Genomic DNA, 16,695 nt, shown 5'->3' with positions numbered 1-16,695 from the left:
CGAGCAGCGCCCGGGCGGACGAGAGGACCCGATCAATGACGATCAACCCGGTAGTCGTGGGCAGCGGCCCCACCAAGGTCATCACCGTGCACGGCTGGTTCGGTGGCGCGCACGGATGGGGTCTCCTGCCGGAGCTCATCGACACCGATGCGTACACCGTCGCCTTCTTCGACCTGCGCGGGCACGGATCACGCATCGACGTCGAGGGCGAGTACACGCTGGACGAGGTCGCGGACGACGTCTTCGCCCTCGCCGACGAGCTCGGGTGGCAGGAGTTCGCCCTGGTCGGGCACTCCATGGGCGGAGTCATGGCGCTGCGTGCCTTCAGCCGGCACCCGGAGCGGATCACCGCCATCGTCGGGGTCAGCCCCGTCCCCGCCTCGGGCGTTCCGTTGGACGAGGACGGACAGGCGCTCTTCGGTGGTGCAGCCGAGGAGCCCGCCAACCGTCACGCCATCATCGACCTCACCACCGGCAACCGGCAGCCCACGAGCTGGCTCGACGCCATGGTGCGCTTCACGCGCGAGCACTCCCGGCCGGAGGCTGTGGCCGGCTATCTCACCTCCTGGACCGGGGCCGACTTCGCGGGCGACCTGCCCACCCCTTCGGTGCCCGTGCACGCCGTCGTCGGCGAGCACGACCCGGCCCTGGGAGAGGCGACGATGAACGCCACCTGGCTGGAGCAGCTGCGCGGCTGCACCCTGACCGTCATCCCCAACGCCGGGCACTACGCGATGTTCGAGGCACCGGTCTCGCTCATCGCGGCCATCGAGGCCACACTCGGGCAGGTACGCGACTGACCGGGTCACCCCTCCGCGCCGCGGCCCCCGTGCTGCGTAGACTCCGGAAGCCATGAGCACCCTGCAGACCCTCGATCGCGGCCTCGAGGCGATCGAGATCATCTCGCAGCGCACCGGGGGCATCTCCCCCGCCGCCCTGGCCGACGAGCTGGGCGTGCACCGCGCGGGGGCCTATCGCATCCTCACCACCTTGGAGCAGCGCCACCTCGTGGCCAAGGGCAACGACGGGCTCTACCGGCTGGGCAGCGGCGCCCTGGTCGTCGCCGGGCGCTTCATGACCCAGTACCGCGCCTCCGCCCAGCCGGTCGTGCAGGACCTCGCCGACCGCAGCGGGTGCACCGCCTTCGTCGCCATCGCCGACCGGAGCGAGTCGATCGCGATCGCCGTGGCCGAACCGGCCGCACGCGGCTCCATCGGGATCAGCTACCAGGTCGGCGCCCGCCACCCCCTCGAGCAGGGCGCCGACGGCCTGGCGATCCTCGCGCAGCGCCCCGAGCGACCCACCGACAGCGAGGCCGTGCAGCGCTCCCGCGCCCAGGGCTATGCGATCTCCGACGGCGAGGTCCAGCCCGGGGCCGTCGGCGTCGCCATCGGCACGGGCGAGGGCTCCTCGACCGACGTGGAGGCCTCGATCGGCGTCATCCGCCTGGGCCGGCCCGGTGATCTGGACATCAGCCGGCTCCTGCCGCTGGTGCGCGACGCGCGCACCGCGGTCGCCCGGCTGTACTGAGCAACCGCCCTTCGCGCCTCCGCCGACGGCGACCCCCACCCCCTTGACCGTCGGTGACCCCTGCACTAAATTGTGCGGTGAACGCGCACGGATGTGCGCTGTCCGCACAAGGGAGTGTTCATGACCACCACCTGTCCCGTCTCTCGCGAGGCGGCCGAGTTCGACCCCTTCGGCGACGGCTACCAGCAGGACCCGCCCGCCTACGTCGCGTGGTCGCGCGAGAGCGAGCCGGTCTTCTACAGCCCCAAGCTCGACTACTGGGTCGTCACCCGCTACGACGACATCAAGGCGATCTTCCGCGACAACGCGACCTTCTCCCCGTCCGTCGCGCTGGAGAAGATCACGCCGACGAGCCAGGAGGCCGATGACGTCCTCGCCTCCTACGACTACGGCATGAACCGCACCCTGGTGAACGAGGACGAGCCCGCGCACATGGAGCGCCGCCGCGCGCTGATGGAGCCCTTCGCCCCCGAGCACCTGGTCCACCACGAGCCGATGGTCCGCGCCCTCGTGCGCCAGCACGTCGACGCCTTCATCGACGAGGGCCGCGCCGAGCTGGTCAACCAGATGTTCTGGGAGATCCCGCTGACCGTGGCGCTGGAGTTCCTCGGCGTCCCGGACGACGACAAGCCGAAGCTGCGCGAGTACTCCGTCGCCCACACCGTCAACACCTGGGGGCGACCGGAGCCGCAGGAGCAGGTCGCCGTGGCCCACGCGGTCGGCAACTTCTGGCAGTACGCCGGCGGCGTGCTCGAGCGGATGCGCGAGCGCCCGGACGACGAGGGGTGGATGCAGTACGGGATCCGCGCCCAGCGCGAGCTGCCGGAGGTCGTCACCGACTCCTACCTGCACTCGATGATGATGGCCGGCATCGTCGCCGCCCACGAGACGACGGCCAACGGCATCGCCAATGCCGTGAAGCTCCTGCTGGAGAACCGCGCGATCTGGGACCAGATCTGCGCCGACCCCTCCCTCATCCCCAACGCGGTCGAGGAGTGCCTGCGGCACAACGGATCCCAGGCCGCTTGGCGCCGCATCACGACCAGGCCCACCGAGATCGGCGGCGTCGCCGTCCCCGAGGGCGCCCGCATCCTCATGGTCTCCTCCTCCGGCAACCACGACCCGCGCCGATTCGAGGACCCCGAGCTGGTCGACGTGCGGCGCGACGACGCCGCCGACCACCTGACCTTCGGCTACGGCGCCCACCAGTGCCTGGGCAAGAACCTCGCCCGCATGGAGATGCAGATCTTCCTCGAGGAGCTCACCGGGCGCCTGCCGCACATGGCCCTGGCCGAGCAGGACTTCTCCTACGTGCCCAACACCTCCTTCCGCGGTCCCGAGCACCTGTGGGTCGAGTGGGACCCGCAGCGCAACCCCGAGCGCACCGACCCCTCGATCCTCCAGCCGCGCGTCGAGGTCAACATCGGTGAGCCGACCGCGGTCCACCACAGCCGCCCGATGCGCGTGGAGAGCGTCGTCGACGCCGCCGACGGGGTCCGCCACATCACCCTGACCAGCGACGACGGCACCGCGCTGCCGGCCTTCACCCCCGGCTCGCACATCGACATCGAGTGCGGCGACACCGGCATCGTGCGCCAGTACTCGCTGTGCGGCCCCCCGCCGGCACCCGTTCAGCCCCAGGGCTGCCCGGTCCCCCACACCCCTCGCCCCGAGCGGTACGAGATCGCCGTCCTCCTCGAGGAGGAGTCCCGCGGCGGCTCGACCTGGGTGCACGACCACGTGCGCGAAGGGGAGGTCCTCACCGTCCGCGGTCCCCGCAACCACTTCCGCCTGCCGGAGCAGGCGCAGCGGTACGTCTTCGTCGCCGGTGGCATCGGCATCACGCCGATCCGGGCGATGGCCGCCCAGGCCGCCCGCGAGGGCATCGCCTACGAGATCCACTACCTCGGCCGCGAGCGCACGAGCATGGCCTTCGTCGAGGAGCTGCTCGCGGAGCACGGCGACCGGCTCGTCGTGCACTGCTCGGGCGAGGGCACGCGCGCGGACCTGACCGCACTGATGTCCGACAACGCCACGGACGCACGAGCCGGTCGGGTGCACGTGTACGCGTGCGGTCCGCAGCGGATGATCGACGACCTGACCGCCGGCAGCACCGACTGGCCCGAGGAGTCCGTCGTCTTCGAGCACTTCTCCTCGACGCTCGGCGAGCTCGACCCCGAGCAGGAGCACGAGTTCACCGTGCACCTCGAGGACTCCGACACCGACCTGGTCGTCACCCGCGACCGCACCCTCCTGCAGACCCTGCGCGATGCGGGGCTGCAGATCCCCTCCAACTGTCAGGAGGGACTGTGCGGCACCTGCGAGGTGCCCGTCCTCGACGGAGCGGTCGACCACCGCGATGTCGTGCTGTCCGCATCCGAGCGCCGCGAGAGCGACCGGATGATGTCGTGCTGCTCCCGGGCGACGGGCGAGCGCCTCGTCCTCGGCCTCTGACCCCCTTCCCCCACACCTAAGGCAACCAATGACGCTTGCACTCATCGGCATCCTGCTCTCGCTGGCCGTGCTGATCACGCTGGCCTACCGCGGCCACTCGGTGATCGCCGTCGCCCCCTTCGCCGCCTCCATCGCGGTGATCATGTCCGGTGCGCCCCTCCTGGCCAGCTACACCCAGATCTTCATGCCGGCCCTCGGCTCCTTCCTCGTCGCGTTCTTCCCGCTCTTCCTCGTCGGCGCGATCTTCGGTCGGCTCATGACGATCAGCGGGTACGCCCACGACCTCGCCGGCTGGATCTCCGGGATGCTCGGGCCGCGCTTCGCCATCCTCGTCACCGTCCTCGCCACGGCGCTGCTGACCTACGGCGGGGTGAGCGCCTGGGTCGTGGTCTTCACGATCTTCCCGATCGGGATGGCGCTCTTCGAGGAGGCCGACATCCCACGGCGCCTCATGCCCGCTGCCATCGCCCTGGGCATCTTCACCTTCGCCACCGCTGCCCTGCCCGGGTCGCCGCAGATCCACAACACGATCCCGACGAAGTTCTTCGGCACCAACACCTTCGCCGCCCCCGGCCTGGGGCTGCTCGCCGCGGTCATCGTCTTCGGTCTCGGCATGCTGTGGCTCGAGCGTCGCCAGAAGCAGCTGGCCCTCGCCGGTGAGTCCTTCTGGGACGCGACGAGCGCCGAGCTGAAGGAGGCCGAGCGCCTCGGTGGCGACGTCCGGACCGCCGACGGGGCGGGCACGGCACGCCCTTCGCCCGGGGTCGGCGGCGGGACGAGCGATGACGAAGGGGGCGCCCGGCGCGTCTCCCCCGGTCCGGCCGCAGGCACGCGCGAGATGCCGGCCGCCTCCCCTTCCGTCGCTCCCGAGCCGGTCACCACCGGTGCCCGGACGTCGGCGGCCGCCGGTCTCATCGGCCTGAGCCCGATCCTCGCGATCGTCCTCGTCAACGCGCTGTGCACCTACGTGCTCTTCCCGGCGCTGGACTCCGGCTACCTCGCCGAGGAGAAGTTCGGCGCCACCTCGCTCGACGGCGTCATCGGCATCTGGTCGGTGACCGTCGCGATGCTCGCCGGCATCGTCCTCGTCTTCCTCATGCGCATCCGTTCCTTCCCGGAGTACGTCGAGGGGCTGACCGAGGGCGCGAAGAACGCCGTCCTGCCGGTCTTCAACACCGCCAGCGAGGTCGGCTACGGCGCCGTCATCGCCTCCCTCGCGGTCTTCGCGGTGATCCGCGACAACCTCTTCGGGATCAGTGACAACCCGGTCATCGTCGCGGCCGCCTCCACCTCCGGGATCTCCGGTCTCACCGGGTCGGCCTCCGGTGGGCTGACGATCACCCTGCAGACCTTCGGCGCCGACCTGGCCCAGATGGCGACCGACCAGAGCATCTCCATGGATCTCATGCACCGGGTGACGGCGATGGCCTCCATCGGCTTCGACTCGCTGCCGCACAACGGTGCGATCATCACCCTGTTGCTCGTGACCGGGCTGTCGCACCGGGAGTCCTACAAGGACATCTTCGTCGTCACCGTCCTCGTCCCGCTCGCCGGACTGCTGACCGTGGTCGGGCTCGGTCTGGCCGTGGGCTCGTTCTGATGACTCGCTCCGCACGCACCGACACCCACCACCAGGAGGACTGAACCATGGCCCACTACCGTCAGGTCGGACCCGTGCCCGGGAAGCGGCACACCCTCTTCAAGGACGACGAGGGCGCCATCCTCTCCGAGGAGCTCATGGGCGAGGAGGGCTTCTCCTCCGACTCCTCCCTGCTCTACCACCGGCACATCCCCTCGGGCATCGTCGGCGCCCGGCACTGGGAGCTCCCCGACCAGTCCCTGACGCCCAACGACCCGCTGCTCCCCCGCCACCTGAAGCTGCACGACCTCTTCACCGACGAGACGGCGAGCACCACCGACGCGGTGACCGGTCGCCGGCTCGTCCTGGGCAACCCCGACGTGCGCATCTCCTACGCCCACGTCGGCGCCACGTCGCCGCTGTACAAGAACGCCATCGGTGACGAGTGCGTCTACGTCGAGCGGGGGTCGGCGCTGGTGGAGACCCAGTTCGGCGCCCTCGAGGCGAGCGAGGGCGACTACGTCATCATCCCCCGCGCCACGATCCACCGCTGGGTGCTCCGCGACGGGGAGAGCGCCCGCCTGTACGCCATCGAGGCCTCCAGCCACATCGCCCCGCCCAAGCGCTACCTCTCGCGCTACGGCCAGCTCCTCGAGCACGCGCCCTACTGCGAGCGGGACCTGCGCGGCCCCACCGAGCCGCTGCTGCGCGAGGAGCAGGACGTCGAGGTGCACATCAAGCACCGCGGTCGCGGCGACGGGGGCATCACCGGCACCGTGCACGTGGTGCCGGAGCACCCCTTCGACGTCGTGGGCTGGGACGGGTGCCTCTACCCCTACACCTTCAACATCCGCGACTACATGCCGCTGACCGGCAAGGTGCACCAACCACCGCCGGCGCACCAGGTCTTCGAGGCGAACAACTTCGTCATCTGCAACTTCGTGCCGCGCAAGGTCGACTACCACGAGCTGTCGGTGCCGGTGCCGTACTACCACTCCAACGTCGACTCCGACGAGATCATGTTCTACGTCGACGGCGACTACGAGGCGCGCAAGGGCTCCGGGATCGGCAAGGGGTCCGTCTCGGTCCACCCCGGCGGTCACGCCCACGGCCCGCAGCCGGGTGCCGTCGAGGCCTCGCTCGGTGCGGAGTACTTCGACGAGACGGCCGTCATGGTCGACACCTTCCGTCCGCTCGACCTCGGTCCGGGCGCCCGGGCCACCGACGACGGCAAGTACGCGTCCTCGTGGACCGGCGGCCGCTGGGAGGGGGGCGCGTGAGGGAGGTACCCGAGCAGTTCATCGGCTTCTTCGACGACGCGGCGACCTTCCCTCCCGGTCTCGCACCGGTGGATCGTGCGGTCCGCGACCACGTGGCGCGACGCTCCGACCCCTTCGTCACGGCGGTGGGGCCTGCGGTGCACGCGCTCGCGGACCTGCCACGGGCGCGTGCGGTGGCTGCCGGGCTCGACCTGTCCGGCGGGCCCGTCGAGGTCTGTGTCGTCACGCCGGCCGGGGCGCTGCACGAGGCCCTCGAGGCGCGGGACGAGGTGGGGCCGGAGCTGGCCGTCGTCGCGGTCGAGCTCAAGACCGACCCGAGCGACCGGGCGGTGTGGACCGAGCAGGTGCGCGCTGCGGCAGGGGCCGTCGCGCAGATCCCGGTCTACGTCGAGCTGACCGCCGGCCAGGTCGCCGACGGCGCCCTCGACCTGCTCGCCGGCACCGGTCTGGACCTGAAGTACCGCACCGGCGGCATCGAGGCACACCTCTTCCCCACACCCGAGCAGCTCGGTGAGGTGCTCGCCGCAGCGGTCGCCGCCGACCTGTCCTTCAAGCTCACCGCGGGGCTGCACGAGGCCATCCGCTACACCAACGCCACGACCGGCTTCACCCACCACGGCTTCCTCAACATCGCCCTGGCCACCGAGGCCGCCCGCACCGGTGAGTCGGCCGGGCAGGTGGCGGCCTGGCTCGCGGAGACCGACCCCGACCGGCTGGCCGGGGCCACTGCTGCCTCCGACGGGCGGTGGCGCGAGTCCTTCCGCTCCTTCGGCACCTGCAGCGTCAGCGAACCCGCCGACAGCCTGCGCCGACTCCAGCTCTTCCCGTCCTGACCACCCACTCATCCACGCACCGAGAGGTCCATCCATGACCACTGCCGCACAGCGCTTCGCCACCGAGGGTTTCGGACCCGAGAACCTGCCCTACGCCTCCTTCTCCCCCACCGGCGCCCGGCCGCGCCTGGGCGTGCGGCTGGGTGACCGGGCGATCTCCCTCGGGGAGCTGGCCACGGGCGTCGAGGCGAAGGGAGGACCGCAGCTGGCCGCCACCGCGCGGACCGCCGCGGACGCACCCGACCTCGACGCGCTGCTGGCTGCCGGCCACACCGCGTGGCAGCCGCTGCGCGCCTGGCTGCAGGAGGTCGTGACCACGGAGGGTCTGGAGGAGGTCGTCGAGGCGGCCTCGACGCCGGTGTCCGACATCGCCGTGCACATGCCCTTCACCGTGGCCGACTACGTGGACTACTACGCCTCCGAGCACCACGCCTCGAACATCGGGCGGATGTTCCGGCCCGACCAGGAGCCGCTGCTGCCCAACTGGAAGCACCTGCCCGTCGGCTACCACGGTCGCGCCGGCACGGTCATCCCCTCCGGCACGGACGTCCCGCGGCCCAAGGGGCTGCGCCCGGAGCCGTCGGGCACGCCGAGCTTCGGGCCCTCGAGGCGGCTGGACATCGAGGCGGAGCTGGGCTTCGTCGTCGGTGGCTCGGCGCCGCAGGGTGAGGTCTCGGTGGCACGTGCGGGAGCGGAGCACCTCTTTGGTGTGGTGCTCTTCAACGACTGGTCGGCGCGTGACATCCAGGGTTTCGAGTACGTGCCGCTGGGCCCCTACCTGGGGAAGTCCTTCGCCTCGTCGATCTCGCTGTGGGTCGTGCCCTTCGCGGCGCTGGCGCAGGCGCGGGTGGAGCCGCCGTCCCGCGAGCACGAGCTCGCCGACTACCTCGACGACTCGGTCGACGGACCGTGGGGGCTCGACATCACCCTCGAGGTCGTCCTCGACGGAGAGAGTCTCTCCCACCCGCCGTACCGGACGATGTACTGGACGGCACCGCAGATGGTCGCGCACATGAGCGTCAACGGCGCGAGCCTGCGCCCGGGTGACTTCTTCGGCTCCGGCACCGTGTCCGGGACCGAGGTCGACGAGCGCGGCTCCTTCATGGAGCTGTCGTGGGGTGGCAAGGAGCCGCTGACCCTCGCCAACGGGCACGAGCAGGCCTTCCTCGAGGACGGTCAGACGGTCACGCTGCGGGGCACCGCCCCCGGCGCGAACGGATCGGTCATCGACTTCGGCGACTGTGTCGGCACGATCGTGCCGGCGTCAGGGGCGGCGGGGTGACCACCCCCGGCGCCTGACGTCACAGTGCGCGCGTGGCCCACGACATACCGGGGGCCACGCGCGCACAACGACGTCAGGCGTGCCCTGCTCAGGCCACGAAGTCCGGCCACCCTGCGTCGAGGTAGTCGATGAAGTCCTCGCCGACGCGCTCGCCGCGCAGGTGCTCGCGGGTCACCGGCAGGTCCGCCATCGCGAAGGCCGGGTCCGTCGCGCGACCCGGGAAGTCGTGGTGCACGATCGCTGCCCGGCCCAGGTCGACGAAGTCCGCGCCCTGCTGCAGGCACCACTGCGCCTGCTCCGCCGTGCGGATCCTGCCCGCCACCCCGAGCCGCGTGCGGCCCCGAGGTAGACGGGTGAACTGGTCGATGAGGAGGTCCTCCCCTTCGCCCACGGTCGCGAAGGCATCCCACAGCGACATGTCGACGTAGTCGACGAGATCGGAGTCGAGGACCCATCCGGCGACGATCACCCCTTCGTCCAGAACGATGCCGTTGCCCTGCGGGGTCAGGCGCACCCCGACCTGGAAGTCCGGGCCGGTGGCCTCCCGGATCCCGCGCAGGACCTCGAAGAGCATCCGTGCGCGGTCCTCCAGCGAGCCGCCGTAGCCGTCGGTGCGGTCGTTGTGCCGCCCGTCGAGGAACTGGCAGATGAGGTACCCGTGCGCCCCGTGCACCTCGACCCCGTCGAAGCCGGCCCGCTGCGCGCGCACCGCCCCGGCGACGAAGTCGGCCACGGCCCGCTGCACCTCGGCCGTGCTCAGTGCCACGGTGCCCCGGTCCGGGTCGGCCCACGGCGCGACACTCGCCACCCCGGTCACGTCCGGGTTGCCGCGGCGTCCGCCGTGGTGCAGCTGCACCGACGAGACGCTGCCGGCCGCGCGGATCCCGTCGGCCAGCCGGGTCAGCCCCGGCAGGTGCCGGTCATCGCTGATCCCGAGCTGACCCGCCCATGCCTGCCCCTCGGGCGAGACGAAGGTCGCGCAGGTCATCGTCAGGCCGAAGCCCCCTTCGGCCCGGGCCACGAGCCAGCGGTACTCGTCCTCGGACAGTGTGCCGTCGGCCCTGCTCTGGGTGTTGGTCAGCGGAGCGAGGGCGAAGCGGTTGGCCCAGGCCGGACCGTGGGCCAGCCCGAGCTGCTCGTGCGTGGACGTGGTGGTGTCGGTGACGGTCATGGCCCCATCCTCGCAAGGCAGCGGCACCGTCGACGAAGACGTCGTACGGTGAGACCCACTGCACACGCCGAAAGGACTCGACGCCATGAGCCTCACCGACGCCGCATACCAGTCCGATCCCGGCGGCCCGCTCGACGTCGACCGCGAGCTCTACGGGCGGATCGGGGCGATGACGCAGGGACGTGAGCTCGTCGACTCCTTCGTCCTGCCCATCCGCAGCGGTCGCGCGTGGGAGGTCCCGGCCGGGCACGTGTGCCGGATCGTCACGCTCGAGGGACCGCAGGTCGCCGACCTCAACCTGTGGAACCTCCACGACCCCCGCGAGCGACTGTGGGCCTCGCGCACGCGTCAGCTGCAGGCCGCGCACGTGTCCGTCTTCGACCGGCTGTGGTCGACGCTGCCCTTCCTGCGACCGCTCGTGACGATCACCGGCGACTCGCTGGCGGACTACGGCATCGACGACGAAGGGGGTCGCGTCCACGACCTGCTCGGCACGCGCTGCGACCCGTACGTCAACCAGATGCTCAGCGGCGAGCCCTTCGACTACCACTGCCACTCCAACCTCACCCGTGCCGTGCGGCCCTGGCACCTCACCGAGTTCGACGTGCACGACGTGCTCAACGTCTTCCAGTGCACCGGCCTCAACGCCGACGACGAGTACTTCATGAAGACCTGCCCGGCGACGGTCGGCGACCACTTCGAGTTCTTCGCCGAGATCGACGTGCTCGCCGCGCTGTCCACCTGCCCCGGTGGCGACCTGTCGGTGCCGATGTTCGGCCCCGGGGCCGGCGACACCGAGGCGGTCTGCCGCCCCCTGGGCATCGAGGTCTACTCGGTCCCGGACGAGGCACTCATCGGCTGGCAGTCGCCGCCGACCGCCGCCTATGCGCGGGACCACGGGCTCGCGGCCCCTGCGTGGGGATGACCAACCTCGACGACTCCCTGCAGGACCTGTCCGAGGTCGTGCAGTGCCGACTCGTCGTCCTCGACGAAGGCATGCGGGTGCTCGCCTACTCGATCCACGAGAGCGAGCAGGACCGTGCCCGGCTCTCGCACCTCCTCGCGCACAGCGACACGTGGGAGCCGCTGCCCGCCGGCACCGACGGGCCGACCGCCCGCACCGCCGGCGACGGGACGGAGTGGGTGCTGATCCCCCTTCGCGATGACCGTCACCGCGTCGGGCACCTCCTGCACGTGCGGACGAAGGGGGATCCCGCCCCTCCCGCAGACCTCCTCGCCGAGGGCGCCGCCCGGCTCGGCGTGCTGCTGTCCTTGCGGACGATGTACGCCGAGCGGGACGCCGCGCGTGCCCGGGGGCTGCTCACGCAGCTCATCAGCGAGCACTCGTCGACCGACCAACGAGATGGCGCCGCAAGGGCGCTCGTCGACGAAGGGATCGTCGGCGCCACCGACCAGTACTGCGCCGTCGTCCTCGCTGTCCCGCCCGGTCACCCCGACGGGGCCTGGGAGGCGCGCACCGCGGTGGCGGCGACCTCGGACTTCGTCGCGCGCACGTCGACGGCGACCATGGTCGGCGCGGTCGTCGACGGGCACGGCGTGCTGGTCTTCCCCCGGCCGGTCGTGCCGGAGCGGCTCGAGCGGGTGCTCGCCGCGCCCGGGCTGGCCGAGGTGCGTGCCGGGATCGGCGGGGTCGTCGATGACCTCCGGGCGGTCGCCACCTCCCACGACCAGGCCCACAAGGCCTGGCGGGCCGCCTGCCTCGACCCCACGACCTACACGAGGGTGACCTCGTGGGCCCAGCTCGGGATCGACCGGCTGCTGCTCGACCTGCCGCTGGACCGGCTGACGGGCGAGGACCTGCCCGATGCCGTCCGCCGGCTGCTCGACTCCGACCACCGGGACGTGGACGTCGCGACCCTCGGGGCCTACCTCGACGCCGGGGGTGATGCCCGGGCGAGCGCCATCGCCTTGGGCATCCACCGGTCGACCCTCTACTACCGCCTCACGAGGATCCGCGCGACGGCCGGGGTCGACCTCGGCGACGGGCTCGCTCGCCGCGACCTGCACACGGGGCTGCGGGCGGCGCGGCTGGCCGGGCTGCTCAGCGACTGAGCCGCCCGGGGCGGATGCCGGAGTCGTGCGTCGGGTCGTACCCGTGGATCCACGCGAGCGTGTCCTCGAAGTAGCTGCTGGACCCCATGTGCGCGTTGCGGGCATCGGCCTCGGGCCCGTCGGGCAGGTGGAGCACCTCGGCGACCTGCCAGGAGGCGAACTGCACCGCCCGCGTGCGCAGGCGACGGCGCCCCTCGTAGGCCTCGAAGGCCGCCGTGGGGTCACGCGGGTCCGCCGTGGCCAGCTCCTCCGCGAGCGCCCACGTGTCCTCGATCGCCTGGTTGGCGCCCTGGCCGTGGTGCGGCACGAGAGCGTGCGCGGCGTCGCCGAGCAGGACGACCCGCCCCCGGTGCCAGGTGGGCAGCGGCGGGCGCCGCATCAGGGCCCAGCGCTGCGTGACCTCGACCGCCCCGAGCATCTGCGTCACCGCGGGGTGCCAGCCGGCGAAGGGAGCGAACTTCTCCTCGTCGCGGGCGGGCACGACCCACTCGTCGGCCGGCCACCGCTCGGGGGTGCGGCTCACGGCGAGGAAGTTCACGTCCTGCCCCTCGCCACCCATCGCGTAGTGCAGGAGGTGCCCGGTCGGGCCGATCCAGAACTGGATCGCGTGCGGGTCGGGCAGCTCGCTCAGCTGCTCGGTCGGGATGATCCCCCGGAACCCGGAGCGACCGGAGTAGATCGCGTCGTCGTGGCCGACGACCCAGCGCCGGACCAGGGAGCGGGCGCCGTCGGCGCCGACGACGACGCCGGCAGTGCGCCGTGAGCCGTCGGCGAGGTCGATGAGGACGTGAGCGCCCTCCTCACGCAGGCCGGTGACGTGCCGCGACATCAGGATCCGGTCGGACCCGACGGCCTCGGACAGGACCCGCTGCAGGTCGGCCCGGTGCACGCCGAGGTAGTCCGCGCCGAAGCGCGCCCGGTAGGTGGCCCCGACCGGGGTGCGGCCGAGGGTCGCCCCGGTCCGCCCGTCGCGGAAGATCAGGTCGCTCTGCGCCCAGGAGACCTCCTCGAGGGCATCGAGGACACCGAGGCGCCGAAAGAGGGTGGTCGCATTGGCGGAGAGGGCGACCGCGGCGCCGACCTCGCGCAGCTCGGCGGTGCGCTCGAGGATCGTCGCGCCGATGCCGCGCTCACGCAGGGCGAGGGCGAGGGTGAGGCCACCGATGCCGGCGCCGATGATCACCACGTCGTCGTGGGGCATGTCCTGGGTCATACCCACGACGCTAGAGCGACACGATGTCCCTGTCATCGGGCCGGCCGGCGGATCTGCACCCCCAGGATTCGGACACTGTGTCGGACGAGATGGGCTCCTCGTCCCTCGTCAGCGGGTCAGGACGTCGTGCGGAACCCGGCGAAGACCTCGTACATGAAGTCCGTGCCCTGCTCGAGGGCCTCGACGTAGATGCGCTCGTTGTTGCCGTGCATCCCGATGAGCTGCTCGTTGCTCAGGACGTACGGGTACACGCCGTAGCCGGGGACTCCCTTCGCCCGCCACGGACCCAGGCTCGTGCCGGCCTCGAAGAGGGCCGGAGCGAAGGGGGTCTCCTCGTAGATCTTCTCCGAGGCGCTCGACAGTGCCGTGTAGAGGTCGGTGTCGATGTCCGCCGGTGGGGTCGCCCAGGCCTCGTCGAGCTCCGTGAGGGTCTCCTCCTCGCTCACCCCCTCCTCGGTGGCCAGGGTGACCTCCACGTCACGGTCCTTGAGCAGCTCTCGCACCGCCGCGAGGAACTCGCGCGGCTTCTCACCGCCGGGGATGGCGCGGCAGTTCACCCTCGTCTCGCCGGAGGACGGGATGACGTTCTCCTTGTATCCCGCCTCCTGGATGACGAAGGCGTGGGTCGTGCGCAGCAACGCCCGGTGCAGGTAGGGGTAGTCCGAGAGCTCGACGACGACCTTGGCCGCCCGCTCGCGCGCGGGCCCGCTCCTGGCGTTGAGCATCAGCCGGATCGCCTTGGCGAACTTGCGGTTGCTCGTCGCGTTCTTCAGCGCGCCGAAGTACTCGCGGGTGACGTCGGTCAGGTGCACCGGGGCCTCCCACGCGCCGAGCTCGCTGATCGCCCGCGAGAGCGTGACGATGGCGGTGTCGTCGGGGATCGGCTTCGAGGAGTGCGTGGCCGTGCCCCGCGCGGTGAGGTCGATGTTGAAGTAGACGTTGTCCTGACGGGTGGCCGTGATGAGCATCGGTGTCGTGGCGTCGCTCTGGGCGAGGAACCAGCCGCCCTCGGTGAGCACCGATCCGGCGTCGATCTTGTCCCAGTGGTTCTCCGCGAGCCACCTCGACCCGTAGTCGCCGGCCTCCTCGTCGCAGTCGGTGAGCACGATGATGTCCCGGTCGAAGGTCGCGTCCTCGTCGATGTGCTGCAGCAGCGCACTGATCATGGCGGAGTTCGCGCCCTTCATGTCCAGGGCGCCGCGTCCGTAGATCTCGCCGTCGATGACCTTCCCGGCGAAGGGGTCGACGTCCCAGTTCTCCTCCTCCACCGGCACGACGTCGGAGTGGCCCAGGAGCAGCAGCGGCTCGTGCGCACCCGTGCCCTTGATCCGGGCGATGACGTGCACGTTGTCCGGCTGCGGGGTCTCGATGATCTCGACGGGCACGTTGGCCCGCTCCCAGACGCCCTTGAGCATCTCCGCGTGCGGACGTGTCGTGCCGCCCTGGCCCCGGTTCTGGGTGTCGAAGGAGAGCATGCGCTTGAGCAGGTCCAGCGGGTCCATGTCCGCCGCGGGGATGGCCGCCCCGCTGAGGGAGGAGGCAGGGGAGGTCGGCCGGGCGAAGGCGCCGGCACCTCCGGTGGTGGCGACCCCCAGCGCGGCCACGCCCACTCCGCCGAGGAAGGCCCGTCGGGGCAGCGGTGTGGGGACCGAATCGCGTGACGTGTGATCCATGACGACTCCTTTGTCGGTGTCCCAGCAGGCTTCTCCCGCCGACCCCTTCGCACAACGGGGAACCGGCCCGATGCTCGGCGAGCGGTCCCCCCGACGCGCTCGGCGGTCGCCGGATCCGGCGGCCCTGACGGCCTTCTGGGTGCTACTTGACGGTTACGTGACGATCCGTGGGTGAGGAGGGTTTGCACGTCAACCACCCCCGCATCTGCCTCGGCAGATGCGGGTGTGGTGGGGCCCGTCGCGCCGGGGGTGGCATGCTCCTGTCGTGCCCACGACCGAGAAGCTCTACTCCGCGCTCATGCGGCGCGACCCGGAGGCCGAGGAGGCACTCCCGGCCCACGTGCGGCCGCACATCCCCGCGAACGGGCTGCGCCTGGTCTCGGCGAACGCGCTCCAGTCCTCCGGCGACCAGAGCGTCAGCGCCTCCACGGTGCTGCCGTGGCTCTTCACCGCGCTCGGCGTGCCCCCCGCGCTCATCGGTTTCCTCGTGCCGATCCGCGAGTCGGGGTCGATGCTGCCGCAGGCCCTCCTCACCCCCCTGATCCTGCGGGTGCGCCAGCGCAAGCTCGTCTTCGTCACCGGAGCCCTCGTCCAGGCCGCATCGGTGGCGGTCATGGCCGGCACCGCCGCCCTCGGGCACGGGGTGGCCGCCGGCATCACCGTCCTCGTGGCCCTCGCGGTCTTCTCCCTCGGCCGGTGCCTGTGCTCGATCGCCTCCAAGGACGTGCAGGGCCGCACCGTGCCGAAGGGGGAACGCGGCCAGATCAATGGCCTCGCCACGACCGCCTCCGGGTTCGTCGCGATCACCCTCGGGCTGGGGGTGCGGCTCCTCGGTGGCGACGACCTCGCCCCGGGTCAGCTCGCGTGGCTGCTCGGCGCCGGCTCCGTGCTGTGGGTTCTCGTGGCGGCGGTCTACATCGGCATCCGCGAGCCGGTCGACGAGCCCACGGGGCCCGATGAGCGCGGCCAGCAGCCCGACGGGCCCAACTGGTTCGTCCAGACCCTGGCCATGCTCCGCGAGGACAAGACCTTCCGCGACTTCGTCACCGTGCGCAGCTTCCTGCTCGTCTCCTCGCTGAGCCCGCCCTTCATCGTCGCGCTGTCCGCGCGCTCGGGCACCGACGGGCTCTCGGGGCTGGGCGGGTTCATCATCGCCTCGGGGCTGGCCGCGCTCCTCGGTGGGAGGGCCTTCGGGCGCTGGGCCGATCGCTCGAGCCGGCGGCTGATGACGTGCGGCGCCGCCTTCGCCTCGGCCCTCATCGTCTCCCTCGTCCTCGTCGTGGAGCTGCTCGACCTCGACGACGGGTCACTCCTGGCGTACGGACTCTTCGTCGGCAGCTACTTCCTGCTCACGCTGACCCACACCGGGGTGCGCATCGGCCGCAAGACCTATGTCGTCGACATGGCCGAGGGCGACCAGCGCACGACCTACGTCGCGGTGGGCAACTCCGCGATGGGTCTCGTCCTGCTCGTCGTCGGCGCGATCAGCTCCGCCCTCGCGGGCCTGGGCGTCGTGTGGGCGCTGCTCTTCCTCGCCGGCCTCGGTCTGCTCGGTGTCCTCGCCTCCCTTCGCCTGCCGGAGGTCGGGGCTGACCGCGACTGAGGGG

13 protein-coding genes are annotated in these 16,695 nt (G+C 71.5%); 10 read left to right on the top strand and 3 right to left on the bottom strand.

Features of this window, described 5'->3' with window-relative positions; all coding sequences use genetic code 11:
* The first annotated feature begins 35 nt into the window (after nt 1-35).
* The 7 genes from ACR9E9_RS09295 (at nt 36) to fahA (ending at nt 8,958) form a co-directional block, all read left to right on the top strand.
* A complete protein-coding gene (locus ACR9E9_RS09295; protein WP_435198199.1) occupies nt 36-800 on the top strand; it encodes an alpha/beta fold hydrolase in 765 nt (254 codons plus the stop codon).
* 52 nt (nt 801-852) lie between these two features.
* Entirely contained in the window at nt 853-1,530 is a 678-nt protein-coding gene (locus ACR9E9_RS09290; protein ID WP_435198198.1) for an IclR family transcriptional regulator, read from the top strand.
* 120 nt (nt 1,531-1,650) lie between these two features.
* Nucleotides 1,651-3,984, top strand: a complete 2,334-nt coding sequence (locus ACR9E9_RS09285; protein ID WP_435198197.1) for a cytochrome P450/oxidoreductase — start codon at nt 1,651-1,653, stop codon at nt 3,982-3,984.
* Between the two features lie 28 nt (nt 3,985-4,012).
* A complete protein-coding gene (locus ACR9E9_RS09280; protein WP_435198196.1) occupies nt 4,013-5,584 on the top strand; it encodes a GntP family permease in 1,572 nt (523 codons plus the stop codon).
* 47 nt (nt 5,585-5,631) lie between these two features.
* Complete coding sequence (locus ACR9E9_RS09275; RefSeq protein WP_435198195.1) at nt 5,632-6,843, top strand: homogentisate 1,2-dioxygenase; 1,212 nt, start codon at nt 5,632-5,634, stop codon at nt 6,841-6,843.
* A complete protein-coding gene (locus ACR9E9_RS09270; protein WP_435198194.1) occupies nt 6,840-7,676 on the top strand; it encodes a hypothetical protein in 837 nt (278 codons plus the stop codon). The genes ACR9E9_RS09275 and ACR9E9_RS09270 overlap by 4 nt, the downstream gene beginning before the upstream one ends.
* Nucleotides 7,677-7,710: 34 nt before the next feature.
* Nucleotides 7,711-8,958 (top strand): fumarylacetoacetase, encoded by a 1,248-nt coding sequence (fahA, locus tag ACR9E9_RS09265; protein ID WP_435198193.1) that lies wholly within the window; start codon nt 7,711-7,713, stop codon nt 8,956-8,958.
* Nucleotides 8,959-9,046: 88 nt separating this feature from the next.
* Here fahA and ACR9E9_RS09260 read toward each other — a convergent pair whose 3' ends face one another.
* Nucleotides 9,047-10,129 carry an NADH:flavin oxidoreductase gene (locus ACR9E9_RS09260; RefSeq protein WP_435198192.1) on the bottom strand — a complete coding sequence of 361 codons (1,083 nt, stop codon included), beginning with the start codon at nt 10,127-10,129 and terminating at the stop codon, nt 9,047-9,049.
* 85 nt (nt 10,130-10,214) lie between these two features.
* Here ACR9E9_RS09260 and ACR9E9_RS09255 point away from each other — a divergent pair, with 85 nt between their 5' ends.
* Together ACR9E9_RS09255 and ACR9E9_RS09250 are read left to right on the top strand one after the other, a co-directional pair.
* Nucleotides 10,215-11,054, top strand: coding sequence for an urea carboxylase-associated family protein (locus ACR9E9_RS09255; protein WP_435198191.1), 840 nt, complete (start codon nt 10,215-10,217; stop codon nt 11,052-11,054).
* Nucleotides 11,051-12,202 carry a PucR family transcriptional regulator gene (locus tag ACR9E9_RS09250; protein ID WP_435198190.1) on the top strand — a complete coding sequence of 384 codons (1,152 nt, stop codon included), beginning with the start codon at nt 11,051-11,053 and terminating at the stop codon, nt 12,200-12,202. Before ACR9E9_RS09255 ends, ACR9E9_RS09250 begins: the two co-directional genes overlap by 4 nt.
* Here ACR9E9_RS09250 and ACR9E9_RS09245 read toward each other — a convergent pair.
* Nucleotides 12,192-13,415 (bottom strand): FAD-dependent monooxygenase, encoded by a 1,224-nt coding sequence (locus tag ACR9E9_RS09245; RefSeq protein ID WP_435198189.1) that lies wholly within the window; start codon nt 13,413-13,415, stop codon nt 12,192-12,194. The two genes, ACR9E9_RS09250 and ACR9E9_RS09245, sit on opposite strands and share 11 nt — an antisense overlap.
* Before the next feature lie 116 nt (nt 13,416-13,531).
* On the bottom strand, nt 13,532-15,088 hold the full coding sequence (locus ACR9E9_RS09240) for a M20/M25/M40 family metallo-hydrolase (RefSeq protein ID WP_435198188.1): 1,557 nt from the start codon (nt 15,086-15,088) through the stop codon (nt 13,532-13,534).
* A 265-nt stretch (nt 15,089-15,353) separates the two neighbouring features.
* Between ACR9E9_RS09240 and ACR9E9_RS09235 the strand changes: the two genes are divergently transcribed.
* Nucleotides 15,354-16,691 (top strand): MFS transporter, encoded by a 1,338-nt coding sequence (locus tag ACR9E9_RS09235; protein WP_435198187.1) that lies wholly within the window; start codon nt 15,354-15,356, stop codon nt 16,689-16,691.
* Nucleotides 16,692-16,695 lie beyond the last annotated feature (4 nt).

This window comes from Janibacter sp. GS2, assembly GCF_051200835.1.
Classification (GTDB): domain Bacteria; phylum Actinomycetota; class Actinomycetes; order Actinomycetales; family Dermatophilaceae; genus Janibacter.
Note: the sequence above shows the minus strand (reverse complement) of the source record. Positions and strands in the feature narration are given on the sequence as shown.